Source organism: Dysgonomonas sp. 216, from assembly GCF_010501065.1.
In the GTDB taxonomy this organism is placed as follows: domain Bacteria; phylum Bacteroidota; class Bacteroidia; order Bacteroidales; family Dysgonomonadaceae; genus QVMM01.
Window position 1 is genome coordinate 1 of the sequence record NZ_QVMM01000024.1, and the last position, 21,767, is coordinate 21,767.

Sequence of the window (21,767 nt, forward strand, 5' to 3'; positions counted from 1 at the left end):
TCTCCTGCAAAGCGGGTGCAAAGATAAATACTTTTTTTACCTAATTCCAAATTATTATTGAGGTTTTTTTGAAGAAAAAGCATTTTTATTTGTTACTCGCTATTTTACAGCCATTTAAAAATCATCTTTTTTGCATGCAATAAAACGAGCGAACTTCAAATGTATAAAATGTTATTTAATATTTCAACTTTTTTTTATGTTTTATCTATATATTTGCTGAAATATTTTTGACATTATGCGTTTGTTGTTTTTTATAATAATTCTATCGGTTCATATATTAAGCTATTCTCAAGAGAAAGCACAGTTGTATTCTGTAGCATTCTATAATGTGGAAAACCTTTACGATACTAAAAGAGATAAGAGTATCGAGGATGCAGATTTTACTCCACAAGGCGCAAAAAAGTGGACCAATGATAAATATGAGAAAAAAATAGAGAATATATCTGAGGTACTGGCAAAGCTAGGAAACAACACAAAACGCTTACAACCCTGCATTATTGGGCTTGCCGAGGTTGAGAACAGAGCTGTGCTGGAAGATTTGATTCACAGTAAAAATCTGAAAAAGAATAACTATAAAATAATTCATCGCGATTCGCCCGACAAAAGAGGAATTGATGTAGCCTTATTATACAATCCGTCAATTTTTAAACCATCGGGATATTCCACATATAAATTTGCATCGGCCGATAGTCCTTGGTATAAAAGCCGCGATTTTCTGTTAGTAAGTGGTAGTATCGCAAACGAAAAAGTTCATATAATAGTAAACCATTGGCCTTCGCGCAGAGGCGAAAGCTCTTCGGAATTGCGCGAATATGCGGCTTCTGTTTGCAAACATATACACGATTCGATTTACAAGAAGGAACCCACATCGAAAATTATTATAATGGGAGATTTGAACGATAACCCGGATGATAATAGTTGCCGCCTAATGTTAAAGGCTAGGAAATCTGTAAGTGCGGTAAAAAAAGGAGGTCTTTACAACACAATGTGGAGCTTGTATAAAAAAGGAGAAGGTTCGTATCGCTACCAGCGCAAGTGGAATATGTATGACCAGATAATAATATCGGAAAGTTTACTAAATAAAAAATCGGCACTGAAATATGTTGGTGCCGAAGTTTTTAACCCCGATTTTCTTTTTCAGCACAAAGGTGCTTTCCGCGGATATCCATTTCGTTCGTTCTCGGGAAATACATTTATAAATGGGTATAGCGATCATCTGCCCATCATTATTTTTTTAAGTCATGATACGAAATTGTAGTGTTTTTTTACTTTCAGTGTTATTGGTATCCTGTGGCAAGCGCACTGATTACTTTGTGGATAAAGGCGAAATTTTTCACACAGATTATAGTATAAAGTATGAATATTCGAAGCCTCTTACACAAGAGATTTTATCAGAGTTGGAAAGGTTTGATGCATCTTTGAATCCATTCAGGGATGGTTCGGTTATTTATAACATAAACAATAATGTAACTGCCGTTCCCGACTCTTTATTTCTCGAAGTATTCAATAAATCGCAAGAAATTTCGGTTATTTCGGATGGTTTATTCGACATAACATGTTCGCCGTTAATTAATGCATGGGGGTTCGGTTTTAAAAACATGGATAATGTGACCGAATGGACAATTGATAGTTTAAAACAATTCACAGGATTCGAGAATATAAAATATGAGAACGGACATATATTAAAAAACGATCCTCGCATGCAAGTTAATACCTCGGCTATTGCAAAAGGCTTTTCGGTTGATGTTATAGCCCGTTTGCTCGACTCGAAAGGTATTGAAAACTACATGTGCGAAATAGGCGGAGAAATTGTAGCCAAAGGAGTAAACCCCAGAGGCGAATGCTGGCGAATAGGTATTGACAAGCCTATCGACGAGAAAAATCCGGATACGAACCACCGTGAATTACAAACTATATTAGCTATATGCAACAAGGCGGTAGCAACATCGGGTAATTATCGGAACTTCTACATAAAAGACGGAAAAAAATATGCTCATACCATAAACCCGAAGACTGGCTATCCATCTGAGAACAGTATTCTGAGTTCGACTGTTATTGCCAATGATTGTATGACTGCCGACGCTTTTGCTACAGTTTTTATGCTAACGAACTTAGAAGAGGCTAAGCAAATTGCCTATTCGCAAGGTTTGGATTTTCTGCTTATGTATGCAACCCCCGAAGGACAAATTGAAACTATCGCCTCGGAAGGCTTGAAAAATTATCTGTCAAAATAATGAGCCTGAACTTGACTGCAATCGGCTAACAGCAGCGATTCTACAACTTTTCTTTGCTTATCAAAAAAATGCATCCGTTCTTTTTCGCAACTTACCGATATCAGCGTTGAATATTTACGCAACGATTCTATCCAGTTTCGGTGAAGTTCGCACATTTTAGGATCGGACGTATATAACGAATTCATTAAGTAAGCATCGAGATAGGCTGTTTCCATAGTCTTGCTTTTTATATAAATATACTCCGATTCGAAGTTAGTGTTAGACAAGTATAACCATACCCGTTTACCGCTCTCGTTATAGCCTGTTAGTGCGGTTTTTTCAAACCAATTGAGCAATCTGTTCAACTCATGCTTCAGTAGTTCTACATCTTCTTTGCTTAACACTCCAAGATTATAAAAATGGCATATATCGCGAACAAACGATATAAATATAAATCTGTCGAAGATTATCGTATTGTCTTCAACCATATCTATCAGCCCTACTAATTCTTTTTGTTTTTCTAATACCCTGTGTGGAATTTCTATATTGGAAAAGCTTATTTCATTTTCGACCAACAGCAATTGATAATTCCATTTCAGCACCCTGAATCGCGACAAATTTTCGAATGACATCAAAAAGGAATGTGGTATCATGTTATATGCTGCCACAATAGTTGCGTTTTGGTCCTGAATGATTTTATTAAAAATGGTAATATGATCATCTACAACAATTTCGTGATAATGCATAATATCGGCAGTTGGAGCTTTCATTTTAAATGTTACTAAATCGCTCTCTTGCCCATATGCAATATCGTCTAACGAAAGGTTTAAGTGTTTAACTATAACACAGGCTTCGGAAAAAGAAAAAGCAACCTCTCCCCGCAATCTGCGATATGCAGCCTCTTTACCCAGATACAATAATTCCATTAAAAGAGCCAACTGGTCGTTTTTCTTCGGATAAATCTCAGCTAAAGTATCAATAAGCTTCTGATTAAATTTAAGGCTTTTAGGCATAATTGTTTTATTTATAAGTTTTTGCTAAATTGCGTTATTCCAAGTTTAAAATCATTTCTTTTTGTAGTTTAAAAAACGATTTACGCTCGGCTTCATCGCTAACACTTATAAGCACAGAATACTTACGCAAGGTATCGATCCACAGCTTATGTATCTGGCATATTTGAGAGTCGCAAGAATATAACGTATCCATCAGATATATCCCATCCATATACGCACATTCGAAATCAACACCTTGCACATATGTATAATTCGAATCTATTTTTATATTCGAGATATACATCCATGCCTTTACCCCTTTGTCGTTTTTGCCTTGATTGGCAACATTTTCCAGACTTTTTATCAATTCAACTAATTCTTCCTTTATCTCTACATATTCATCGTCGGTAATTAATCCTAAATTGTAGAAGAACCTTACTTCGTGTATAAAATTGAAGAATATATAATTATCGAATATCAGTATTGTTTCGGGCATTTGCATAACTTTTTTGCCTAAGGCTTTTTGCCTTTCAATTATCTCGGGAGGGATAACAATGTCCGAAAGCTTTATAGGTGTAAGGCTTTTATTCATCTGATATTTCCACCTGAACATTCGATATTTGGATAAATGTTTATACGAAAAGAAAAAGGAATATGGAATAGTACTGCAAACCGATTGTATACATACCACCGAATCGCTTAAAAGCATATCGAACGAAGCTTCGTGCTCGAATAACTTGTGATATTCGTAATTGATTAAGTCGGAAGGCGAAATTTTCAGCTCGTAAACAGGATTATTAAGAGTACCTGTTGTTGCAATTTTATCTAATGAAACATTTAATTCTTTGGACAGAATACATGCTTCGGCAAACGAAAAAGGAACATCTCCCCGAAGCCGACGATATGCTGCTTCTCGCCCTATTGGCATTTTTTCTAGAATAAGTGACATCTGATCACTCTTTTTAGGAATCTTATTGTTTAGCACATCAATAAGAGCCTTGTTGTATTCAAAGTCTAAGGTCATAATTTTAACTTGTAAACAAAAAAAACATAACTACACTAACTAGAAACTAGAATTAAAATCAGATACTTATATCAACCTATTTTTATATTCTATTTATCTGAGGGTTTTGTTGAATAGCCTAAGTTTTAACAATCAAAATGTATTTGATAATAATATCAAAATTCAAGATTTAAGAAAATATAGTATCATTTATCCACACATACTATGCAGTATGCATTCGCCGAATCCGGAATTCGACTTCATACTAATTTGTTTACAAATATAATAGAATATCTCTTTTTTCAAATATTTTATCTCTTTTTTTCTTTATAAAAAAAGAAAGGTTATGTTTTATTACACAACCTTTCTCTTTCATTTTTTAAACTAAAAATACTAATTAACCCTGTTTATTTTCACATATCGGATGTTCGATCCCGATTTAACTTTTACGATATAAACTCCGGATGTTGGGAGTGGCATAGCATTACCATCAACAGCATTGCGATACGAGCCTACCGTTACACCCTGAATGTTCACGATGTCGACTTCTGCGTTTTCAGGCAGATTCCACAGATACAATGCTCCGGCCATTACATTAAATCTCAAGTCTTGGAAGTGGTTTCCTACGTTAATTCCTGTAGCAACCTTATCCATCTTAAGGAAGTACCAATGTTGATTTTGTTTCGATTGCTGATAAATGGCATTATCCCACTCTATTACAGCCGTACCCGGCACAGAGCTTCCTCCACTATTGTTGATCGAATATCCGGTGCTACTATTCACTATACCGTATATATTCCCCGTAAACACCGGCAGGATGTTCCATTTCTGACTTGCATCATTATTATTTATTTCTTTCTGTATCAGGTTCGAACCTCTTCCGTTTCCGGCCATTGCATATCCTGAGTTTTTATTCACTATTCTGAATAAATTGTCGCCCAAGTTGGCTATAGTCCAAAGCTGACCGTCGTCAGAATCATCATTAGCATCGGGAGTCCACAAGTAAAGCGGGCTGTTAAGAGCCAGTGAATTATCTGTTACCTGAATTACATTTTTCGACTTGAAGTTCATTATCATATAATAATAATCTTCGGCAACAAAAGGTTCGGATGGAAGCGCCGGTGCTGCCGCCTCGAAACTTTCGGTCAGAAAATCTATCCTGCTGCTAACATACGATTTAAGATAATCTACCCCTTCGGCGTAACTATAAAACAAGAATGTTTCTTTATATACCCTCCATGGCAATATATTCCATTTATTAAAATTTCGTTTTTGCGATTCGTCTATCAGGCTTGCGGTTTCGTCTATGTACTCCAACAAAGCCTCTTCTATACCAGCAGCCACCAACTCTTTCCATCGCTTATTAACAGCCGTAATAAACCAATCGTCGGTCCAAAAACGTTGCACCCAAGTGCGTGGATTATGCGCATAATCGCGCATTAATTTGGTAGTGGCATCATCTAAACGATTATCGTTGTTAAATGCTATATCGTAATCCCACATAGGCCCGAAGTACAACTTGTCGTCCATATGCTTTTTGTAAATATATGTACTCCAAAACGAATCGGAGTTACCTGTGAGCTCGCAGGCAATATACCAGTTTACCAATGTTGTTGTATCAACAAAAGCCCTGTATCCGTTTTCGGGATCGGCATAATTGCTCGAAAACAATATATTCTCGAAATCGTGGACATAGGTTGTTATATAGTTTAACTGAGCATTGTTTATTTCGTCGTCTTTCGGGTATTTTACTGTTATCTTCAAGCCCTGTGGAGTTGTAAACCACACCGGTTCCGATGCTGCAAAACCGTCTATTTCGAGCAGGTATCCACCCGATATATCGGGCAATGCAACGGCATCCAAGGCTTGTTCTTCGATCGGAACCCGGTACGAACCGGCAACCTGTACCTGATCCGACACCATATAGTTACCTTGGTATTCGCCATTCAGCACTACATCAACAAACCGTGCCGAGGGCGAAAACTCTAAGCCTACAAGCGTACTTATTTTTAATGCTACTGCATTTCTTATCAAAGTTTTATCTACATAGTTAGCTAATAACACCCAATTTTTTGCTTTAGCGGGCAAGCCTAATAGATGCGTTTTTTTGTCAAGTTTTATCCGGTAGGGCTTTTTAGGCATATTCCACGTCGAATTTCCTCGCCCCCTTATCTCTGTAACAACATTGTCGAGAACTTCAGTCTCGTCCGAACTTTTAACGGTTAAAGTTCCGGTCACATAATTTTCTTTACTTGTTATAGCCACACCACCATCGGTGTTTATATAAAAAGTAGGAATATTTGTAAGCTGCTCTTGCGCTTGCAATGCAAAACAACTAACAATTACCCAAGTGCAATAAGCAATGGATTTTTTTACAATAGAAGTAAATGTGCTCATTTAGCAATATTTTTAGGTATTAGACTAGGCTGAAGTATAAAAAATAACTCCCACACATTTCAGCCAAAAAATATCATATAGGACAAATTTAATCAAAAACCCGAACAATTTGCATCATTAATAAAAGATGACTCAAAATAGATCGTTATTTGACTTATTTTATACCATTTAGCATGCTACAAGTCGAAATAAAGAGCTATCTTTATGTCCTTAAAAAGTTAAATTTTAAATCAAAGTACCTACTACAAAATGAGAAGACTATTTATTCTTGTGTATTCTTTTTTATGTTTTCAGTTTTTATCGGCAAGCAGTAACACTGAACCTAAAATTCGCTATTTTAATTTACAAGATGTTGAATTATTAGACAGTCCGTTCAAAAACGCCCAACAATTAGATAAGCAATATTTACTAGAACTTGATGCCAACAGGCTTTTAGCCCCATTTCAGCGTGAAGCCGGACTACCAGCAACAGACTCCTATACCAATTGGGAAAGTACAGGATTGGACGGGCACATCGGAGGTCATTACCTGTCGGCACTATCGCTAATGTATGCCTCTACGGGAGACGAGCAAATAAAAGAAAGGCTCGACTATATGTTAAACGAGCTGAAAGTTTGTCAGGATGCTAATGGCAATGGATACATCGGAGGCGTTCCCGGAGGAAAAGCCATTTGGGACGAAGTAACCGAAGGTAATATAAAGGCAGGAAATTTTAACCTTAACGGCAAATGGGTTCCTCTTTACAACATACACAAAACGTATGCCGGCTTAAGAGATGCCTACCTGTATGCTCATAGCGAGCAGGCAAAAAACATGTTGGTAAAAATGACCGATTGGGCAATTAAGCTGGTTGCAAACCTGTCGGAAGAACAGATACAGGACATGCTACGAAGCGAACACGGAGGGCTAAACGAAACTTTTGCCGATGTAGCAGCAATAACAGGCGATGACAAATATCTGGAACTGGCTAATAAATTTTCGCATAAACTAATACTGAACCCGCTATTGAAACACGAAGATAAACTAACAGGCTTGCATGCCAATACACAAATCCCAAAAGTTATAGGATTCAAACGTATTGCCGACCTTGAGAAAAACGATTCGTGGAACGAAGCCGCACAATACTTCTGGGAAAATGTAGTAGAACATCGCTCGGTTTGTATAGGCGGAAACAGCGTAGGGGAACATTTTAATCCCGTACACGATTTTTCGAGAATGATAAACCACACCGAAGGCCCCGAAACATGCAACACTTATAATATGCTGATACTAACCAAGATGTTATACCAAACATCGGGCGATAAAAAATATATGGATTACTACGAACGAGGCTTGTATAACCACATACTATCCACTCAAAACCCAAATACCGGAGGACTCGTTTATTTCACACAAATGCGTCCGGGACATTACAGGGTATACTCACAACCTCACACCAGTTTTTGGTGCTGCGTTGGTTCAGGTATGGAAAATCATGCTAAATACGGAGGAATGATATATGCACACGGTAAAGATGAACTCTATGTTAATTTATTCATTCCTTCGAAACTCGATTGGAAAGAAAAAAACATTGAAGTTATTCAGGAAAACAATTTCCCCGACGAGGCAAAAACCCAAATAACAGTAAACCCTAAAAAGAGCCAGAAATTTGCTTTAAAACTACGTTATCCCAATTGGGTAAAACAAGGAGAACTTCGTCTTACTGTTAATGGTAAAAACGAAGCTGTAAATATTGATGAGAACGGTTATATTTCGGTATCGAGAAAATGGAAAAAAGGCGACAAAATAGCTATAGACATGCCTATGCATGTTACAGTGGAGCAATTACCCGACAAATCGAATTACTACTCAGTGCTTTACGGCCCGATAGTATTGGCTGCAAAAATACAGAATGGAGAATTAAAAGATTTGTTTGCCGACGATAGCAGAGGTGGACATATTGCTCGTGGACGACAAATACCGATGAAAGACATACCTATTATCGCTTCCGAACCAAAAGATATCCCATCGCTGATTAAACCTATTGACGGAAAACCAATGACATTTACGATAAGCAATCTGTTTTCGGAAAACTACCCCAAACAAATGGTGTTAATGCCATTTTTCAGAATTCACGAGTCTCGTTATATTATATATTGGCCTCAGGCTTCAGCAAACGAAGTTGAAGCTTTGAAGAAAGCAATTGAAGAAAAAGAACGAAATAAAATTCTTTTAGACGCTATTACCATCGACAAAGTGGTATGCGGGGAGCAACAACCCGAATCGGATCACTTTATTGAAATGGATAATTCGTCGACAGGCTTTATCGATGATGTACATTGGCGCGAAGCCAAAGGGTGGTTCAGCTACCAATTAAAAGATGAAGTTAAAAAGGCAAAAAAATTGCATATAAGTTATTTCGACAAAGACAGGGATCGGAATTTTGAGATTCTGATAAACGGTTCTGTTGTTCAGCAAATGGCGATGTCAGGCGACAAAAAAGATGTTTTACAGACTATTATCATATCGGTTCCCGAAGCTGAATATACAAAAGATATTCTGGAAGTTAAATTTGTCGCAAAATCAAACTCTATAACAACCAAAATTTCAGAAATCAGGCTATTAACAGAGTAGAATAATACAATACAAATGCAAACAGGCGGCTATTAAATAATAGCCGCCTGTTTGTTTATATTCTCCGAAACATTAATTCTTACCCCATTCCATAATATATTCGCCATAACGCGAATCGATATTCATTTGCTCCTTTTTAATAACAAAATCGAGTTTCATATAAAAACCAACAGCCGCAATATTGTCTTTATATACGGCAACTTCGAGACGCGAATAGTTGTCTTTACAATAATCTAACAGCTTTTGCCCAACGCCTTGCCCCTGATAATCGGACGAAACAAATAAGGCCCCTATAAAATAATTATCTACTACACTGATAAAGGCTTTGATCGCACCGTCCGACTCGAACACATAATTTTCGGACTTGGGCAAATACTCCCCTTTTACTGCATGAAAATTTCCAATCCAGTAATTTTCAGGAATAAAATCATGCGCCGCAATGTTAGTTTTTAACCATATATCCATAACAGCATCAATGTCTGCATCAGTCATTTTTCTAATCATAACTTTTACCCTTTCCTTTTTTTACTTCGGCAGCAAGAGTTTTGTATTCTCTTGTTCCTGAGATTGTTTATACTTGTTTAACTCACTAAAATCAATAGATACTTTTTTGAAGCCTAAAGCTTTGAGTAAAGGAACCAACAATTTTTCGGCACTAGCCCTGCTTTCGTTTGCAATTCCCATTTCTAAGGCATGGTTATAAATTTGTTTTTCGGCCACCCGATAGGCTTCGTCAACAAGCCGGCTGGTTTCGAGCAACCCGAACTGAACATCGTACACCCTCGACTGAGAATGATCTATTTTAAAATGACATATCTCGGGTATGGGCAACGTAATGTGTACCGAATCGCCTACTACATTAATATCTTCTTTCTCTATTTTTGTAAGATCTACACAAGCTGTAACTTCGCCAACAACAATTAATGCGGTTTTTGAATTTGGCAGCCATTGCCTTATCTTTTTATATTCAACAATATCGCGTATATTATATCTAACAAGCTCGAGCCTCCCCAATTCTTCAACCTGAGTGAGTATAGCATCGTGTCTGACCTCAAATTGTTCGGTTTTGTTTGTTCCCCGAAAAACAAGAAGAGCTATGGCTATTACAATCAGAATAACCAAACCTAAAAAAAGTTTTGCGGAAAATTTCATAATTACAACTTTATTTTCAATAATAGTTTTATTTACGAAGATACTGAGTTATCCGAAAATAAGCTATCAAAATAATGCTTTTTTAGTCTTATTTCATATTTATAGCGATTCATTTACTTACACTATGTATTATCGGGATAAATAAGAATGCTTCCTTTTTTTGATAAAAAGAAAATTTTATCTCAATAACTTGAATATTTGAATGCAAAAGAAGAAAAATATTGCTATTTTTGTTTTTATTTTTTCATTTCGATTATAATAATGTTAATCAATCGTTTATGTAAAAGAAGAAAAACCGACTTATTTTTTGCACTACATGTGTGATAAAAAAACATTAAAATTGCCAAGTTGACTTTGCATAGATTGAAAAATGAACTATCTTCGTTGCGATAAATTAATTATATAGGAATAATATATACTGTGGAATCTTTTTTCAGGACACATCGGTATTTGGTAGAACATTTGGACGACCAGTTAGTAAACAGGCGTTTAATGGATGAAGTAAATTGGGACGATAGGCTTATTGCCATAAAAGGAGCCAGAGGCGTTGGCAAAACAACCTTTCTTTTGCAATATGCCAAGCGTTTTACCGACCTTAATAAACGGGATTGTTTATATATAAATATGAACCATTTTTCGTTTACCTGCAAAACTCTCAGGGATTTTGCCGAAGAGTTCAGGTTTAAAGGCGGAAAAATACTGCTCATCGACCAAATGTTTAAATATCCTGAATGGGCGAAAGAACTTCGTGAATGTTACGACGATTTTTCCGACTTGAAAATAATATTTTCGGGATCTACAGTTATGCCTCTTGAGGAAAGCAAGGAGATATCGGCGGTTGTAAAAACATATAATTTAAGGGGGTTTTCGTTCCGCGAGTTTTTGAATATAATAACAGGTAGCAACTTCGAGTCGTATACGTTGGACGAAATATTAACGAATCACGAAAAGATTGCCACATCTATATGCTCCAGAGTAAAACCACTGGCTTATTTCAGAGATTATATACACCACGGTTACTATCCCTTCTTTTTGGAGAGACGAAACTTTTCGGAAAATCTTCTGAAAACAGTGAACATGATGCTTGAGGTTGATGTACTGTCCATCAGGCAGATAGAGCAATCGTACTTGCCTAGGCTGAGAAAATTGCTGTATCTTTTGTCGTTATCGTCGCCCGGCAAACCTAACATAAGCCAGTTAAGCGTCGATTGCGATATATCGAGGGCAACAGTAACAAACTACCTCGAATATCTGAAAGATGCCCGCCTAATAAATATGCTGTATCGCGAGGGAGAAGAATTCCCTAAAAAGCCCGATATGGTATATATGCATAATACAAACCTTGTGTTTGCGTTAAAGCCCCGGTTGATTGAAGATCAGGCACTGCGCGAAACATTTTTTTATAACCAATTGCACCATCACAATTGCAAATTGAAAAAAGGTAATAAAAACGGGGTTTTCATAGTAAAAGGAAACGAATCGAACATCTTCAAGATAGAAGGTTCGAAAGCAAAAAGTAAGAAAAAAGGAGACATGTATTACGCCGTAGAAATGATGGAGATAGGCGAAGAATGCATTATTCCGTTGTGGTTGTTCGGCTTTTTATACTAAGAAACAGCCTAAAAACTTATACAATAAAATAAGAGACTGCCCCAAGTTGTGAATTTTACAATTAGAGCAGGTATGTTTTTAATATCACTAAATAATAACTATAATAAACAGTATGGCTAAAGAGAAAAAATTTGTAACCTGTGACGGCAATTATGCTGCGGCTCATGTATCGTACATGTTCAGCGAAGTAGCATCAATTTATCCGATCACACCTTCGTCAACTATGGCGGAGTATGTAGACGAATGGGCTACAGCCGGACGTAAAAATATATTCGGCGAAACTCTTCGAGTTCAGGAAATGCAGTCGGAAGCAGGAGCTGCAGGTGCAGTTCACGGATCGCTTCAGGCAGGAGCATTAACTACAACATATACAGCTTCGCAAGGATTGTTGTTGATGATCCCTAATATGTATAAAATTGCAGGAGAATTACTTCCTTCGGTATTCCACATTTCGGCTCGTGCACTAGCTGCTCAGGCTTTATCTATATTTGGAGACCATCAGGACGTGATGGCTGCCCGTCAAACAGGGTTTGCCATGTTCTTCTCGGGCTCAGTACAAGAAGTTATGGACCTTTCGGCTGTGCCACACTTGGCAACGCTTGAATCTCGTATTCCGTTTATGAATATTTTTGACGGATTCCGTACTTCACACGAAATTCAGAAAGTTGAATTGATGGAACAAGAAGATTTGATTCCTCTTATCGATCAAAAAGCACTTGCCGAATTCCGTGAAAGAGCTTTAGACCCTAACAAGCCTGTTACTCGTGGTACTGCTCAGAACGACGACATCTATTTCCAATCTCGCGAAGCTGCAAATAAATATTACGATGCGGTTCCCGAAATTGTTGAAAAATATCTTGCCGAAGTTTCTAAAATAACAGGACGTAAATACAACTTGTTCGACTATTACGGAGCAGAAGATGCCGACCGTGTGATTATCGCTATGGGTTCGGTAACAGAAGCTATCCGCGAAACTGTTGACTATTTGAATGCTAAAGGCGAAAAAGTTGGTCTTGTAGCCGTTCACTTGTATCGTCCGTTCAAAGTGGAAGCATTTTTGGGTGCTATACCTAAAACAGCTAAACGTATTGCTGTTCTCGATCGCACAAAAGAGCCGGGAGCTCCGGGTCAGCCACTTTACCTCGATGTAAAAGACAGTTTCTACGGAAAACCCGATGCACCTATAATTGTAGGGGGTATTTACGGGCTTTCGTCAAAAGACACTACACCTTCGCAAATGATGTCGGTATACGAAAATCTAGCGATGGCTATGCCTAAAAACGATTTCACTGTAGGTATTGTTGACGACGTTACATTTAAATCGCTTCCGTTGAAAGACGAAATATCTGTAGACGATTCAAACTACGAAGCTAAATTCTACGGTCTTGGTTCGGACGGAACAGTAGGTGCCAATAAAAATACTATCAAAATTATCGGCGACAACACCAATAAATATTGTCAGGCATATTTTGCATACGACTCTAAAAAATCGGGAGGTTTCACTTGTTCGCACTTACGTTTTGGCGATCATCCAATTCGTTCTACTTATTTAGTGAATACTCCAAACTTTGTAGCATGTCACGTTCCTGCTTACCTTCACCTTTACGACGTAACTAAAGGATTGAAAAAAGGCGGAACATTCCTTCTTAACTCGGTATGGACTAAAGACGAAGTTGGCAACTACCTACCCGATTCGGTAAAAAAATATTTGGCTGTAAACAACATCAATTTCTACATTATAAACGCAACAAAAATTGCAACCGAAATTGGTCTTGGTAACCGTACAAATACAATTTTACAATCGGCATTCTTTAAAATATCAAACGTAATTCCTTACGATTTGGCGGTTGAGCAAATGAAGAAATTCATTGTTAAATCGTACGGACGTAAAGGTGAGGATGTTGTAAATAAAAACTACGCAGCCGTTGACCGTGGTGTTGAGGTTGAAAAAGTTGAAGTTCCTGCCGAATGGGCAAACATTACAATAGGCGAGCCAGCAAAAGACGATGCTCCCGAATTTATCCAAAAAGTTGTTCGTCCTGTTAATGCTCAAAAAGGTTACGACTTACCCGTATCGGTATTCGTAGGTCGCGAAGACGGAACTTGGGATAACGGAACCACTGCATACGAAAAACGTGGTGTTGCAGCATTTGTTCCTGTTTGGAATATGGATAACTGTATTCAGTGTAACCAATGTGCATACGTTTGTCCTCACGCAACTATCCGTCCTTTCGTATTAGATGCAGACGAGCAATCGAAAGCCCCCGAATCGGCAGCATTGCTAAAAGCACAAGGAAAACAATTCGAAGGAATGGGCTACCGTATTCAGGTTGACGTTCTTGACTGTCTTGGTTGTGGTAACTGTGCCGATGTATGTCCCGGTAAGAAAGGCGAAAAAGCTCTTTCGATGGTCGAAATCGGAACACAATATCCTGAGCAAAACAATTGGGATTTCATGGTGAAAAATGTTACAAGCAAAGCTCACCTTGTCGACATCAAATTAAATGTTAAGAACTCTCAGTTCGCAACTCCATTATTCGAGTTCTCGGGTGCATGTTCGGGTTGTGGCGAAACTCCATATGTTAAATTGATTACCCAATTGTATGGCGACCGTATGTTAATTGCCAATGCAACAGGATGTTCTTCAATTTATGGAGGTTCGGCTCCGGCAACTCCTTATACTACAAACGAAAAAGGACAAGGTCCGGCTTGGGCAAACTCGTTATTCGAAGATAATGCTGAATTCGGGCTTGGATTTGCTATCGCAAACATGAGTATGCGCGACCGTTTGGTTAAGCTTATGACCGAAGCTCAATCGTGCGACAAATGCTCTGCCGATTTGAAAGCTATTTATAAAGAGTGGATCGAAAACAAAGACAACGCCGATGCTACTAAAGAAATTTATGCACGCATGGAGCCTTTGTTGAACACCGAAAAAGATGCTTGCGACCTTTGCAAACAAATATTCGACCTGAAACAATATATCGTTAAACGTTCTATCTGGATCTTTGGTGGCGACGGATGGGCATACGATATAGGCTTCGGAGGTCTTGACCATGTTATTGCATCGGGCGAAGACATTAATATACTTGTTCTCGATACCGAAATTTACTCAAACACCGGAGGTCAGGCTTCAAAATCTACTCCAGTAGCTGCTGTTGCTAAATTTGCATCTGGAGGTAAAAAGGTACGTAAAAAAGACCTTGGTATGATAGCTGCTACTTATGGCTATGTATACGCTGCACAAGTGGCAATGGGAGCAAACCAAGGACAGTTCCTTAAAGCTCTGAAAGAAGCTGAAGAATATCCGGGCCCATCGTTGATTATTGCTTACTCGCCATGTATCAGCCACGGTTTAAGAAGAGGTATGGGACACTCTCAGGACGAAGAAAAACTAGCTGTTGAATGTGGTTACTGGCACTTGTGGCGTTACAACCCAATGTTGGAAGCCGAAGGTAAAAATCCGTTCACATTGGATAGCAAACCTCCGAAATGGGAAAACTTCGATGCATTCCTTCAAGGTGAGGTTCGTTACACATCGTTGAAAAACTCTAATCCTGCCGAAGCTCAAATGTTATTTGAAGGAGCCAAAGAGAATGCCGAATGGCGCTATAAGAGCTACTTGCGTATGGCAGCCGATGTAGATGTGAATGCTGCTGAATAAAAAGCTATAAAACTCTAATAATTAAGAGCCTACTCTATTTCAGAGTAGGCTCTTTTCATTTATTACCAAAGAAATTTTACTGGTTTTATCTATAACTAAAAAACTAATATTTAAAATCACTAGAATTATGGCTAAGTATACCCCCGAAACAGTAGAAAAAATTTGCATCCTTATCTCCGAAGATTACTTGTCGATTGCTAACGTGTGCGATGCAGTAGAAATAAGCCGCGAAACGTTTTACGAATGGAAGAAAAACAAACCCGAATTTGCTCAGGCTGTTGAAGAAGCAATCGAAGAGCGTCAGGAACGCTTGTACCGACTAGCCCGAAATGCCATGCGTCGAAAAATGGAAGGCTATACCCAGAAAATAGTGAAAAAGAAATACATCCCTTCCCCACTCGACCCCGAAGAGATGGAACTGAAAGAAATAATTGTAACCGAAAAACACTGCGAACCAAAAGCTTCGGACATTGCCCATATACTGAAAATGGAGCGTGAAGAACGTCGCGAAAAAGCCGAAAAGGAAGAAAAGGAGAACTCGCCAAGCCGTCGGCCCATCATTGTAGAAGTTGTAGACAAAGAAACCAAATGGGAGATGGAACAATTACCCCGCCGTCTTAACGACCCCAACTACGTTTACCAGCCCATGCCCGACGATTACGAAGGGTAGTTTTATTGCTTAAAAAACGTTCTTTTTAATTATACTTACTGCCGCTACTGCGCGTGATCGAAGATCACTTGCATTCCTTTTGCCCTATGCCGCAAAAGGAATCAAAAAGGCATTTTGCGGCTATACCTTCTTGGGGACAGCATTGCAGGCTTTGTCCGTCGAAGCTAAGGCCGCTCTCAGACAATGCTTCGCAAAAAGGACCGACCTCGCCGTATGTGCGGGGTACCCGCTTAGCGAAGTGAACGCCCGGAACAAAAAGCTGTTTGAGCATAGCCTGACTTAAAAGTCAGCACAATCTTTTGTGCGAGTTATTTTTTGTTCAGTGAACAAGCTAAATGGCGGGTCGCACAGCAGGCGCAGTCTTGATTTTTTGGTTCGTTTTGCATCAAGGCAAAATGAACGAAGGCAAGCATCGGTAAGATGCGCGGCAGTTAAAAGAACAATTACATTTTTAGTTTCCTTTTCTGGCCTTGCATTGAAGAATGTTTGGCTTATGGCGGTTAAGTTCCTCTGTATCTGCCCACATGGAAAATTACCAAAACAACCATGCTGAGAACTTTAACTTCAATAGTTTACAATTCGTCATCGAAAAACAGGAGGCTTTTGTCAGAATATTCATTGCTTTAGAGGAATAGAGAAGATGCCACTTCTGTTGGAAACTATAAAGAGGCTAAAACCGTCAGAACTGTCAGGTTTTATTATTAATACAATTTGTAGAGTATCATAACTGGTCGTCAATCCTATGTAAGTAGAATTAAAAAACAACGAAGATTCGAAAATTCACAAGAAGCAAACCTCCTTATGAACAAAAGACGGATTGTCATACAGAGATATCAAAATGTGAAGAAATAAACTATTGAGCTTCTGTTTTTACTTTCATGATTGAAAAAAAATGACGAAATTTGCGACTCTTGATAACTGTAAACAATAAAATAATAAAAACAATGACAAAAAGTGCATTACAAGTAGCTAGAGCTGCATATAAGCCTAAAATGCCTAAGGCATTATATGGTGCAGTAAAAGTTGAAGAAGGAGCTGCAACTCAATCGATTGCCGATCAGGAAGAAGTAAAAAAACTTTTCCCTAATACTTATGGCATGCCTATTATTAAATTTGTTGAAACTTCGGAAAAAACTAATTTTCCTGCTATTAATGTAGGTGTTATTTTATCAGGAGGTCAGGCTCCGGGAGGACACAATGTAATTGCCGGACTTTTTGACGGTGTTAAAAATCTTAATAACAATAGTAAACTTTACGGTTTCCTTATGGGTCCCGGAGGTTTAATAGATCATAAATATCAAGAACTGACGGCCAATATTATAGATGAATATCGTAATACCGGAGGTTTTGATATTATCGGTTCGGGACGAACAAAACTTGAAACAACAGAGCAATTTGATAAAGGTTTAGAAATTCTAAAAAAACTCGACATCAAAGCTCTTGTTATCATTGGTGGAGACGATTCAAATACTAACGCTTGTGTATTGGCCGAATATTACAAAGCCATTGATGCAGGAGTACAAGTTATTGGTTGCCCTAAAACAATTGATGGCGACTTGAAAAATGAAATGATTGAAACATCATTTGGTTTCGACACTGCATGTAAAGTTTATTCCGAAGTAATCGGTAACATACAACGCGACTGTAACTCGGCTCGTAAATATTGGCACTTCATAAAACTGATGGGACGCTCGGCTTCACACATCGCTCTTGAATGTGCATTGCAAACTCAACCAAACTACTGTTTAATTTCGGAAGAGGTTGAAGCTAAAAAACAATCATTAGACTCTATTGTTAATGATATAGCAAACGCAGTAGCTAAACGTGCCGAAAAAGGCGATAATTTTGGTACAGTACTAATACCCGAAGGTCTTATTGAGTTCATTCCTGCAATGAAAGCTTTGATTACCGAGCTTAACGATTTCTTAGCTCATCATCAGGACGAATTTAATGCTGTAGCTAAAGACAAACAACGTCAATATATCATTGATAACTTATCGGCTGATAATGCTGCCGTATACGCTAGCCTTCCTGAAGGTGTTGCCCGTCAGTTGACTTTAGATCGTGACCCACACGGAAACGTACAGGTATCACTGATTGAAACAGAAAAGCTTCTTGCCGAAATGGTAGGTGCACGTCTTGCCGAAATGAAGAAAGAAGGTAAATATTCAGGTAAATTTGCTTCTCAGGTACACTTCTTCGGATACGAAGGTCGTTGTGCAGCACCATCGAACTACGATGCCGACTATTGCTATGCTTTAGGATATACTGCTGCAGCTCTTATCGGTGCCGGAAAAACAGGATATATGTCATCTGTACGTAACACTATTGCTCCAGCCGATCAATGGATTGCCGGAGGAGTACCCGTTACTATGATGATGAATATGGAACGTCGCCATGGCGAAATGAAACCTGTTATCCAAAAAGCATTGGTAAAACTTGATGGCGCTCCGTTTAAATTCTTTGCTGCTAACCGCGAAAAATGGGCTGTTAACACAGAATATGTATATCCGGGCCCTATCCAATACTTCGGACCTACAGAAGTTTGCGATCAACCAACAGTAACTTTGAAATTAGAGCAAACAAAGTAAAATATATCGGTTATTTTATCTTTAATATAATGAAAGGAGATGTCCCAATCAGGCATCTCCTTCTTTTTGCAGTTGTGAGGTTATAGTCTATAAAAAAACCGGTATTGATACTAAAATCGCAATCAATCCGGAATTTTTATTAATTAAAGTCTAATACTATACTTCTTATTTATCTAAAATAGATATTACAAAGGTCTTTCTCTTCATTGATGCTATTTTACATTGCTGGCTTTTAGCCCTTTTATTACCGCCGAACTGAAACCCGCATGTTCCATTTCGTTCAAACCTTTTATTGTAATACCTCCGGCTGTTGTAACTTTATCAATTTCTACTTCCGGATGCGAATCATTTGCTTCAATCAAATCAATAGCACCCCTTAGAGTTTGCACTACGAAGTCCCTAGCCTGTCCGGGATATATACCCATTTCAACACCACCTTCCATTGCAGCTCTTATATATCTGAATGCATAAGCTATTCCACACGATGACAACGCCGTAGCTGCAGGTATAAGATCTTCTTTTATCATTTCGGCCTTACCTAATTCACTGAATATTTTAATAACAAGGCTCTCTTGTTCTTTACTTGCATTAAGCGAAGCTGCAAACGTCATGCTTTGTTTCACGGCAATAGCAGTATTCGGGACAAGCCTGAATATCGGAGTATTTAATGGAGCCCACTCTTCTAGTTCGATTAAAGGAACACCCGCGGCAATAGATATAATTATTTGTTTTGACTTAAGTTTACCCTGATTAGCAGTTAAAACTTCTTTTACCAGCCACGGCTTAACAGCTATTACAATAATATCGGCCTCCGATATCGATTCATAATCATTTATAACAGCGTTAATATCGCTGTCAAATTGTTTAATTTTATCAATACTTAACCTGTTTGTGTCTATTACACTAATATCCTTTGACCCGAAAAACGAACCGGTAGATAAACCACATGCTATGGCTGCCCCCATATTGCCCCCACCTATTATTGCTATCTTCATAATGAAATTTTAGTAAGATTAAATAGATAATAATGCACAAATTTATGAAAAGTATTTAGTATTAGCATAACAAGTATGTTATTGTTTTCTGCATTTTTTCTATCTTTTTATTTGTTTTCGTAAATTTATATTATAACTTTGTCATCACAAAAACGATAAAACATAAAGAATGACATCTTTTATAAACAATATCAGCATTATTATTCTCCTCCTCTGGGCAAAACTTGGAGTGAGCAATGCTGTGCAGTAAAATGATGATTGAAGATATAGTATAACTGAAAGCCTTTCTCACTAAATATGGGAAAGGCTTTTTTTTTAATAAGATAACAAATAGAAACAAATATGGATAAATTATTTATTTTCGATACAACATTGAGGGATGGCGAACAAGTTCCTGGATGTCAATTAAATACAATCGAAAAAATAGAAGTAGCAAAAGCATTGGAAGCGTTAGGTGTAGACGTTATTGAAGCTGGCTTTCCGGTATCGAGTCCCGGAGATTTTAATTCGGTAGTGGAGATATCAAAAGCCGTTACATGGCCTACAATATGCGCTTTAACACGAGCCGTAGAAAAAGATATTGAAGTAGCAGCCGAAGCCCTAAAATATGCAAAAAAGAAACGTATACATACCGGAATTGGAACGTCGGAGTACCATATAAAACATAAGTTCAATTCGAATCAGGACGAGATTATCGAACGAGCTGTTAAGGCAGTAAAATATGCAAAGCGTTTTGTTGAAGATATAGAGTTTTATGCTGAAGATGCTGGACGTACCGATAATGAGTATTTGGCTCGTGTAGTACAGGCCGTAGTGAAAGCCGGTGCAACGGTAGTAAATATACCTGACACAACCGGATATTGTTTGCCTACAGAGTATGGAGCAAAAATAAAGTATCTTATTGAAAATGTAGATATGGGCAATGCTATCCTATCCACTCACTGCCATCAAGACTTAGGAATGGCCACTGCTAATTCCATGATGGGAGTTTTGAATGGAGCACGGCAGGTAGAGGTTACTATTAATGGTATTGGCGAACGTGCCGGAAATACTTCGCTCGAAGAAGTTGTAATGGCAATAAAGAGCCATAAAGAGCTAAATATAGAGACCAATATTAATACACAAAAAATATATCCTGTAAGCCGGATGATATCAAGTTTAATGAATATGCCTATTCAACCAAACAAAGCTATTGTTGGACGAAATGCTTTTGCACACTCTTCCGGCATTCATCAGGATGGCGTATTAAAGAACTTATCAACCTACGAAATTATAGACCCAAAAGATGTAGGTATAGACGATAACGCAATTGTACTAACAGCTCGTAGTGGTCGTGCAGCATTAAAAAATCGTTTGAATATATTAGGTATTGAAGTTGACGATGAAGAATTAACTGACATATATCAACGTTTTCTTGATCTTGCAGACAAAAAGAAAGATATTGCAGATGAAGACTTACTAATTCTTGCTGGAAAAGAAACAAATAATATCCATCGCATAAAATTAGATTATCTGCAAGTAACTTCCGGTACCGGAGGTGTACGTCGTGTTGCTAATGTTGGCATTGATATTGCCGGCGATAAATTTGATGCAGCATCGTCGGGTAACGGGCCTGTTGATGCAGCAATAAGTGCTGTATGGCAAGTTATATGTAATAATACTACAGTAAAAGACGGAGAAACTGAAATTAAAGAATTCCTTATACAGGCTATAAACAAAGGTAGCAACGATGTTGGAAAAGTACACATGCAAGTCGAACACCGTGGACAAATATATTATGGTTTTGCGGCTCATACCGACATTGTTGTAGCATCGGCCGAAGCATTTATAAATGCAGTGAATAAATTTGTGAAATAAGAGCAACTA

14 protein-coding genes are annotated in these 21,767 nt (G+C 38.0%); 8 read left to right on the forward strand and 6 right to left on the reverse strand.

Annotated features, from left to right (window positions below; all coding sequences use genetic code 11):
- Window positions 1-235: 235 nt before the first annotated feature.
- Together D0T53_RS12270 and D0T53_RS12275 are read left to right on the forward strand one after the other, a co-directional pair.
- On the forward strand, window positions 236-1,258 hold the full coding sequence (locus tag D0T53_RS12270; RefSeq protein ID WP_163268329.1) for an endonuclease/exonuclease/phosphatase family protein: 1,023 nt from the start codon (window positions 236-238) through the stop codon (window positions 1,256-1,258).
- The gene (locus tag D0T53_RS12275) at window positions 1,242-2,234 is read left to right on the forward strand and encodes an FAD:protein FMN transferase (protein ID WP_163268331.1); all 993 of its coding nucleotides are present in this window, start codon (window positions 1,242-1,244) and stop codon (window positions 2,232-2,234) included. The genes D0T53_RS12270 and D0T53_RS12275 overlap by 17 nt, the downstream gene beginning before the upstream one ends.
- Here the strand turns inward: D0T53_RS12275 and D0T53_RS12280 are convergent.
- The 3 genes from D0T53_RS12280 to D0T53_RS12290 form a co-directional block, all read right to left on the reverse strand.
- Complete coding sequence (locus tag D0T53_RS12280) at window positions 2,219-3,226, reverse strand: hypothetical protein (protein WP_163268333.1); 1,008 nt, start codon at window positions 3,224-3,226, stop codon at window positions 2,219-2,221. The two genes, D0T53_RS12275 and D0T53_RS12280, sit on opposite strands and share 16 nt — an antisense overlap.
- Window positions 3,227-3,260: 34 nt before the next feature.
- Window positions 3,261-4,229, reverse strand: a complete 969-nt coding sequence (locus D0T53_RS12285; RefSeq protein WP_163268335.1) for a hypothetical protein — start codon at window positions 4,227-4,229, stop codon at window positions 3,261-3,263.
- A 372-nt stretch (window positions 4,230-4,601) separates the two neighbouring features.
- Entirely contained in the window at window positions 4,602-6,605 is a 2,004-nt protein-coding gene (locus D0T53_RS12290; protein WP_163268337.1) for a CotH kinase family protein, read from the reverse strand.
- 249 nt (window positions 6,606-6,854) lie between these two features.
- Between D0T53_RS12290 and D0T53_RS12295 the strand changes: the two genes are divergently transcribed.
- Window positions 6,855-9,218, forward strand: a complete 2,364-nt coding sequence (locus tag D0T53_RS12295; protein WP_163268339.1) for a glycoside hydrolase family 127 protein — start codon at window positions 6,855-6,857, stop codon at window positions 9,216-9,218.
- 72 nt (window positions 9,219-9,290) lie between these two features.
- On the opposite strand, the gene D0T53_RS12300 is transcribed toward D0T53_RS12295, so the two are convergent.
- Window positions 9,291-9,722, reverse strand: coding sequence for an N-acetyltransferase (locus D0T53_RS12300; RefSeq protein WP_163268341.1), 432 nt, complete (start codon window positions 9,720-9,722; stop codon window positions 9,291-9,293).
- 21 nt (window positions 9,723-9,743) lie between these two features.
- A complete protein-coding gene (locus D0T53_RS12305) occupies window positions 9,744-10,370 on the reverse strand; it encodes a DUF4230 domain-containing protein (protein ID WP_163268343.1) in 627 nt (208 codons plus the stop codon).
- A 420-nt stretch (window positions 10,371-10,790) separates the two neighbouring features.
- On the opposite strand from D0T53_RS12305, the gene D0T53_RS12310 reads away from it, so the two are divergent.
- The 4 genes from D0T53_RS12310 (at window position 10,791) to D0T53_RS12325 (ending at window position 18,906) form a co-directional block, all read left to right on the forward strand.
- Window positions 10,791-11,981, forward strand: coding sequence for an AAA family ATPase (locus D0T53_RS12310; protein WP_185153002.1), 1,191 nt, complete (start codon window positions 10,791-10,793; stop codon window positions 11,979-11,981).
- A gap of 112 nt (window positions 11,982-12,093) precedes the next feature.
- Window positions 12,094-15,645 (forward strand): pyruvate:ferredoxin (flavodoxin) oxidoreductase, encoded by a 3,552-nt coding sequence (gene nifJ / locus D0T53_RS12315; RefSeq protein WP_163268345.1) that lies wholly within the window; start codon window positions 12,094-12,096, stop codon window positions 15,643-15,645.
- A gap of 127 nt (window positions 15,646-15,772) precedes the next feature.
- On the forward strand, window positions 15,773-16,315 hold the full coding sequence (locus D0T53_RS12320; protein WP_163268347.1) for a phBC6A51 family helix-turn-helix protein: 543 nt from the start codon (window positions 15,773-15,775) through the stop codon (window positions 16,313-16,315).
- Between the two features lie 944 nt (window positions 16,316-17,259).
- Window positions 17,260-18,906 (forward strand): diphosphate--fructose-6-phosphate 1-phosphotransferase, encoded by a 1,647-nt coding sequence (locus D0T53_RS12325; protein ID WP_163268349.1) that lies wholly within the window; start codon window positions 17,260-17,262, stop codon window positions 18,904-18,906.
- A gap of 212 nt (window positions 18,907-19,118) precedes the next feature.
- Here the strand turns inward: D0T53_RS12325 and proC are convergent, their stop codons facing one another.
- Window positions 19,119-19,901 carry a pyrroline-5-carboxylate reductase gene (proC, locus tag D0T53_RS12330; RefSeq protein ID WP_163268351.1) on the reverse strand — a complete coding sequence of 261 codons (783 nt, stop codon included), beginning with the start codon at window positions 19,899-19,901 and terminating at the stop codon, window positions 19,119-19,121.
- 342 nt (window positions 19,902-20,243) lie between these two features.
- On the opposite strand from proC, the gene D0T53_RS12335 reads away from it, so the two are divergent.
- Window positions 20,244-21,758, forward strand: a complete 1,515-nt coding sequence (locus D0T53_RS12335; protein ID WP_163268353.1) for a 2-isopropylmalate synthase — start codon at window positions 20,244-20,246, stop codon at window positions 21,756-21,758.
- The last annotated feature ends 9 nt before the right edge of the window (window positions 21,759-21,767 follow it).

Bases quoted from the DNA above. Each gene is read 5' to 3' on its own strand.
- D0T53_RS12290 (WP_163268337.1), bottom strand. From the start codon at position 6,605: ATGAGCACATTTACTTCTATTGTAAAAAAATCCATTGCTTATTGCACT.
- D0T53_RS12335 (WP_163268353.1), top strand. From the start codon at position 20,244: ATGGATAAATTATTTATTTTCGATACAACATTGAGGGATGGCGAACAA.
- nifJ (WP_163268345.1), top strand. From the start codon at position 12,094: ATGGCTAAAGAGAAAAAATTTGTAACCTGTGACGGCAATTATGCTGCG.
- D0T53_RS12300 (WP_163268341.1), bottom strand. From the start codon at position 9,722: ATGATTAGAAAAATGACTGATGCAGACATTGATGCTGTTATGGATATA.
- D0T53_RS12320 (WP_163268347.1), top strand. From the start codon at position 15,773: ATGGCTAAGTATACCCCCGAAACAGTAGAAAAAATTTGCATCCTTATC.
- D0T53_RS12325 (WP_163268349.1), top strand. From the start codon at position 17,260: ATGACAAAAAGTGCATTACAAGTAGCTAGAGCTGCATATAAGCCTAAA.
- D0T53_RS12270 (WP_163268329.1), top strand. From the start codon at position 236: ATGCGTTTGTTGTTTTTTATAATAATTCTATCGGTTCATATATTAAGC.
- D0T53_RS12275 (WP_163268331.1), top strand. From the start codon at position 1,242: ATGATACGAAATTGTAGTGTTTTTTTACTTTCAGTGTTATTGGTATCC.
- D0T53_RS12285 (WP_163268335.1), bottom strand. From the start codon at position 4,229: ATGACCTTAGACTTTGAATACAACAAGGCTCTTATTGATGTGCTAAAC.
- proC (WP_163268351.1), bottom strand. From the start codon at position 19,901: ATGAAGATAGCAATAATAGGTGGGGGCAATATGGGGGCAGCCATAGCA.
- D0T53_RS12305 (WP_163268343.1), bottom strand. From the start codon at position 10,370: ATGAAATTTTCCGCAAAACTTTTTTTAGGTTTGGTTATTCTGATTGTA.
- D0T53_RS12280 (WP_163268333.1), bottom strand. From the start codon at position 3,226: ATGCCTAAAAGCCTTAAATTTAATCAGAAGCTTATTGATACTTTAGCT.
- D0T53_RS12295 (WP_163268339.1), top strand. From the start codon at position 6,855: ATGAGAAGACTATTTATTCTTGTGTATTCTTTTTTATGTTTTCAGTTT.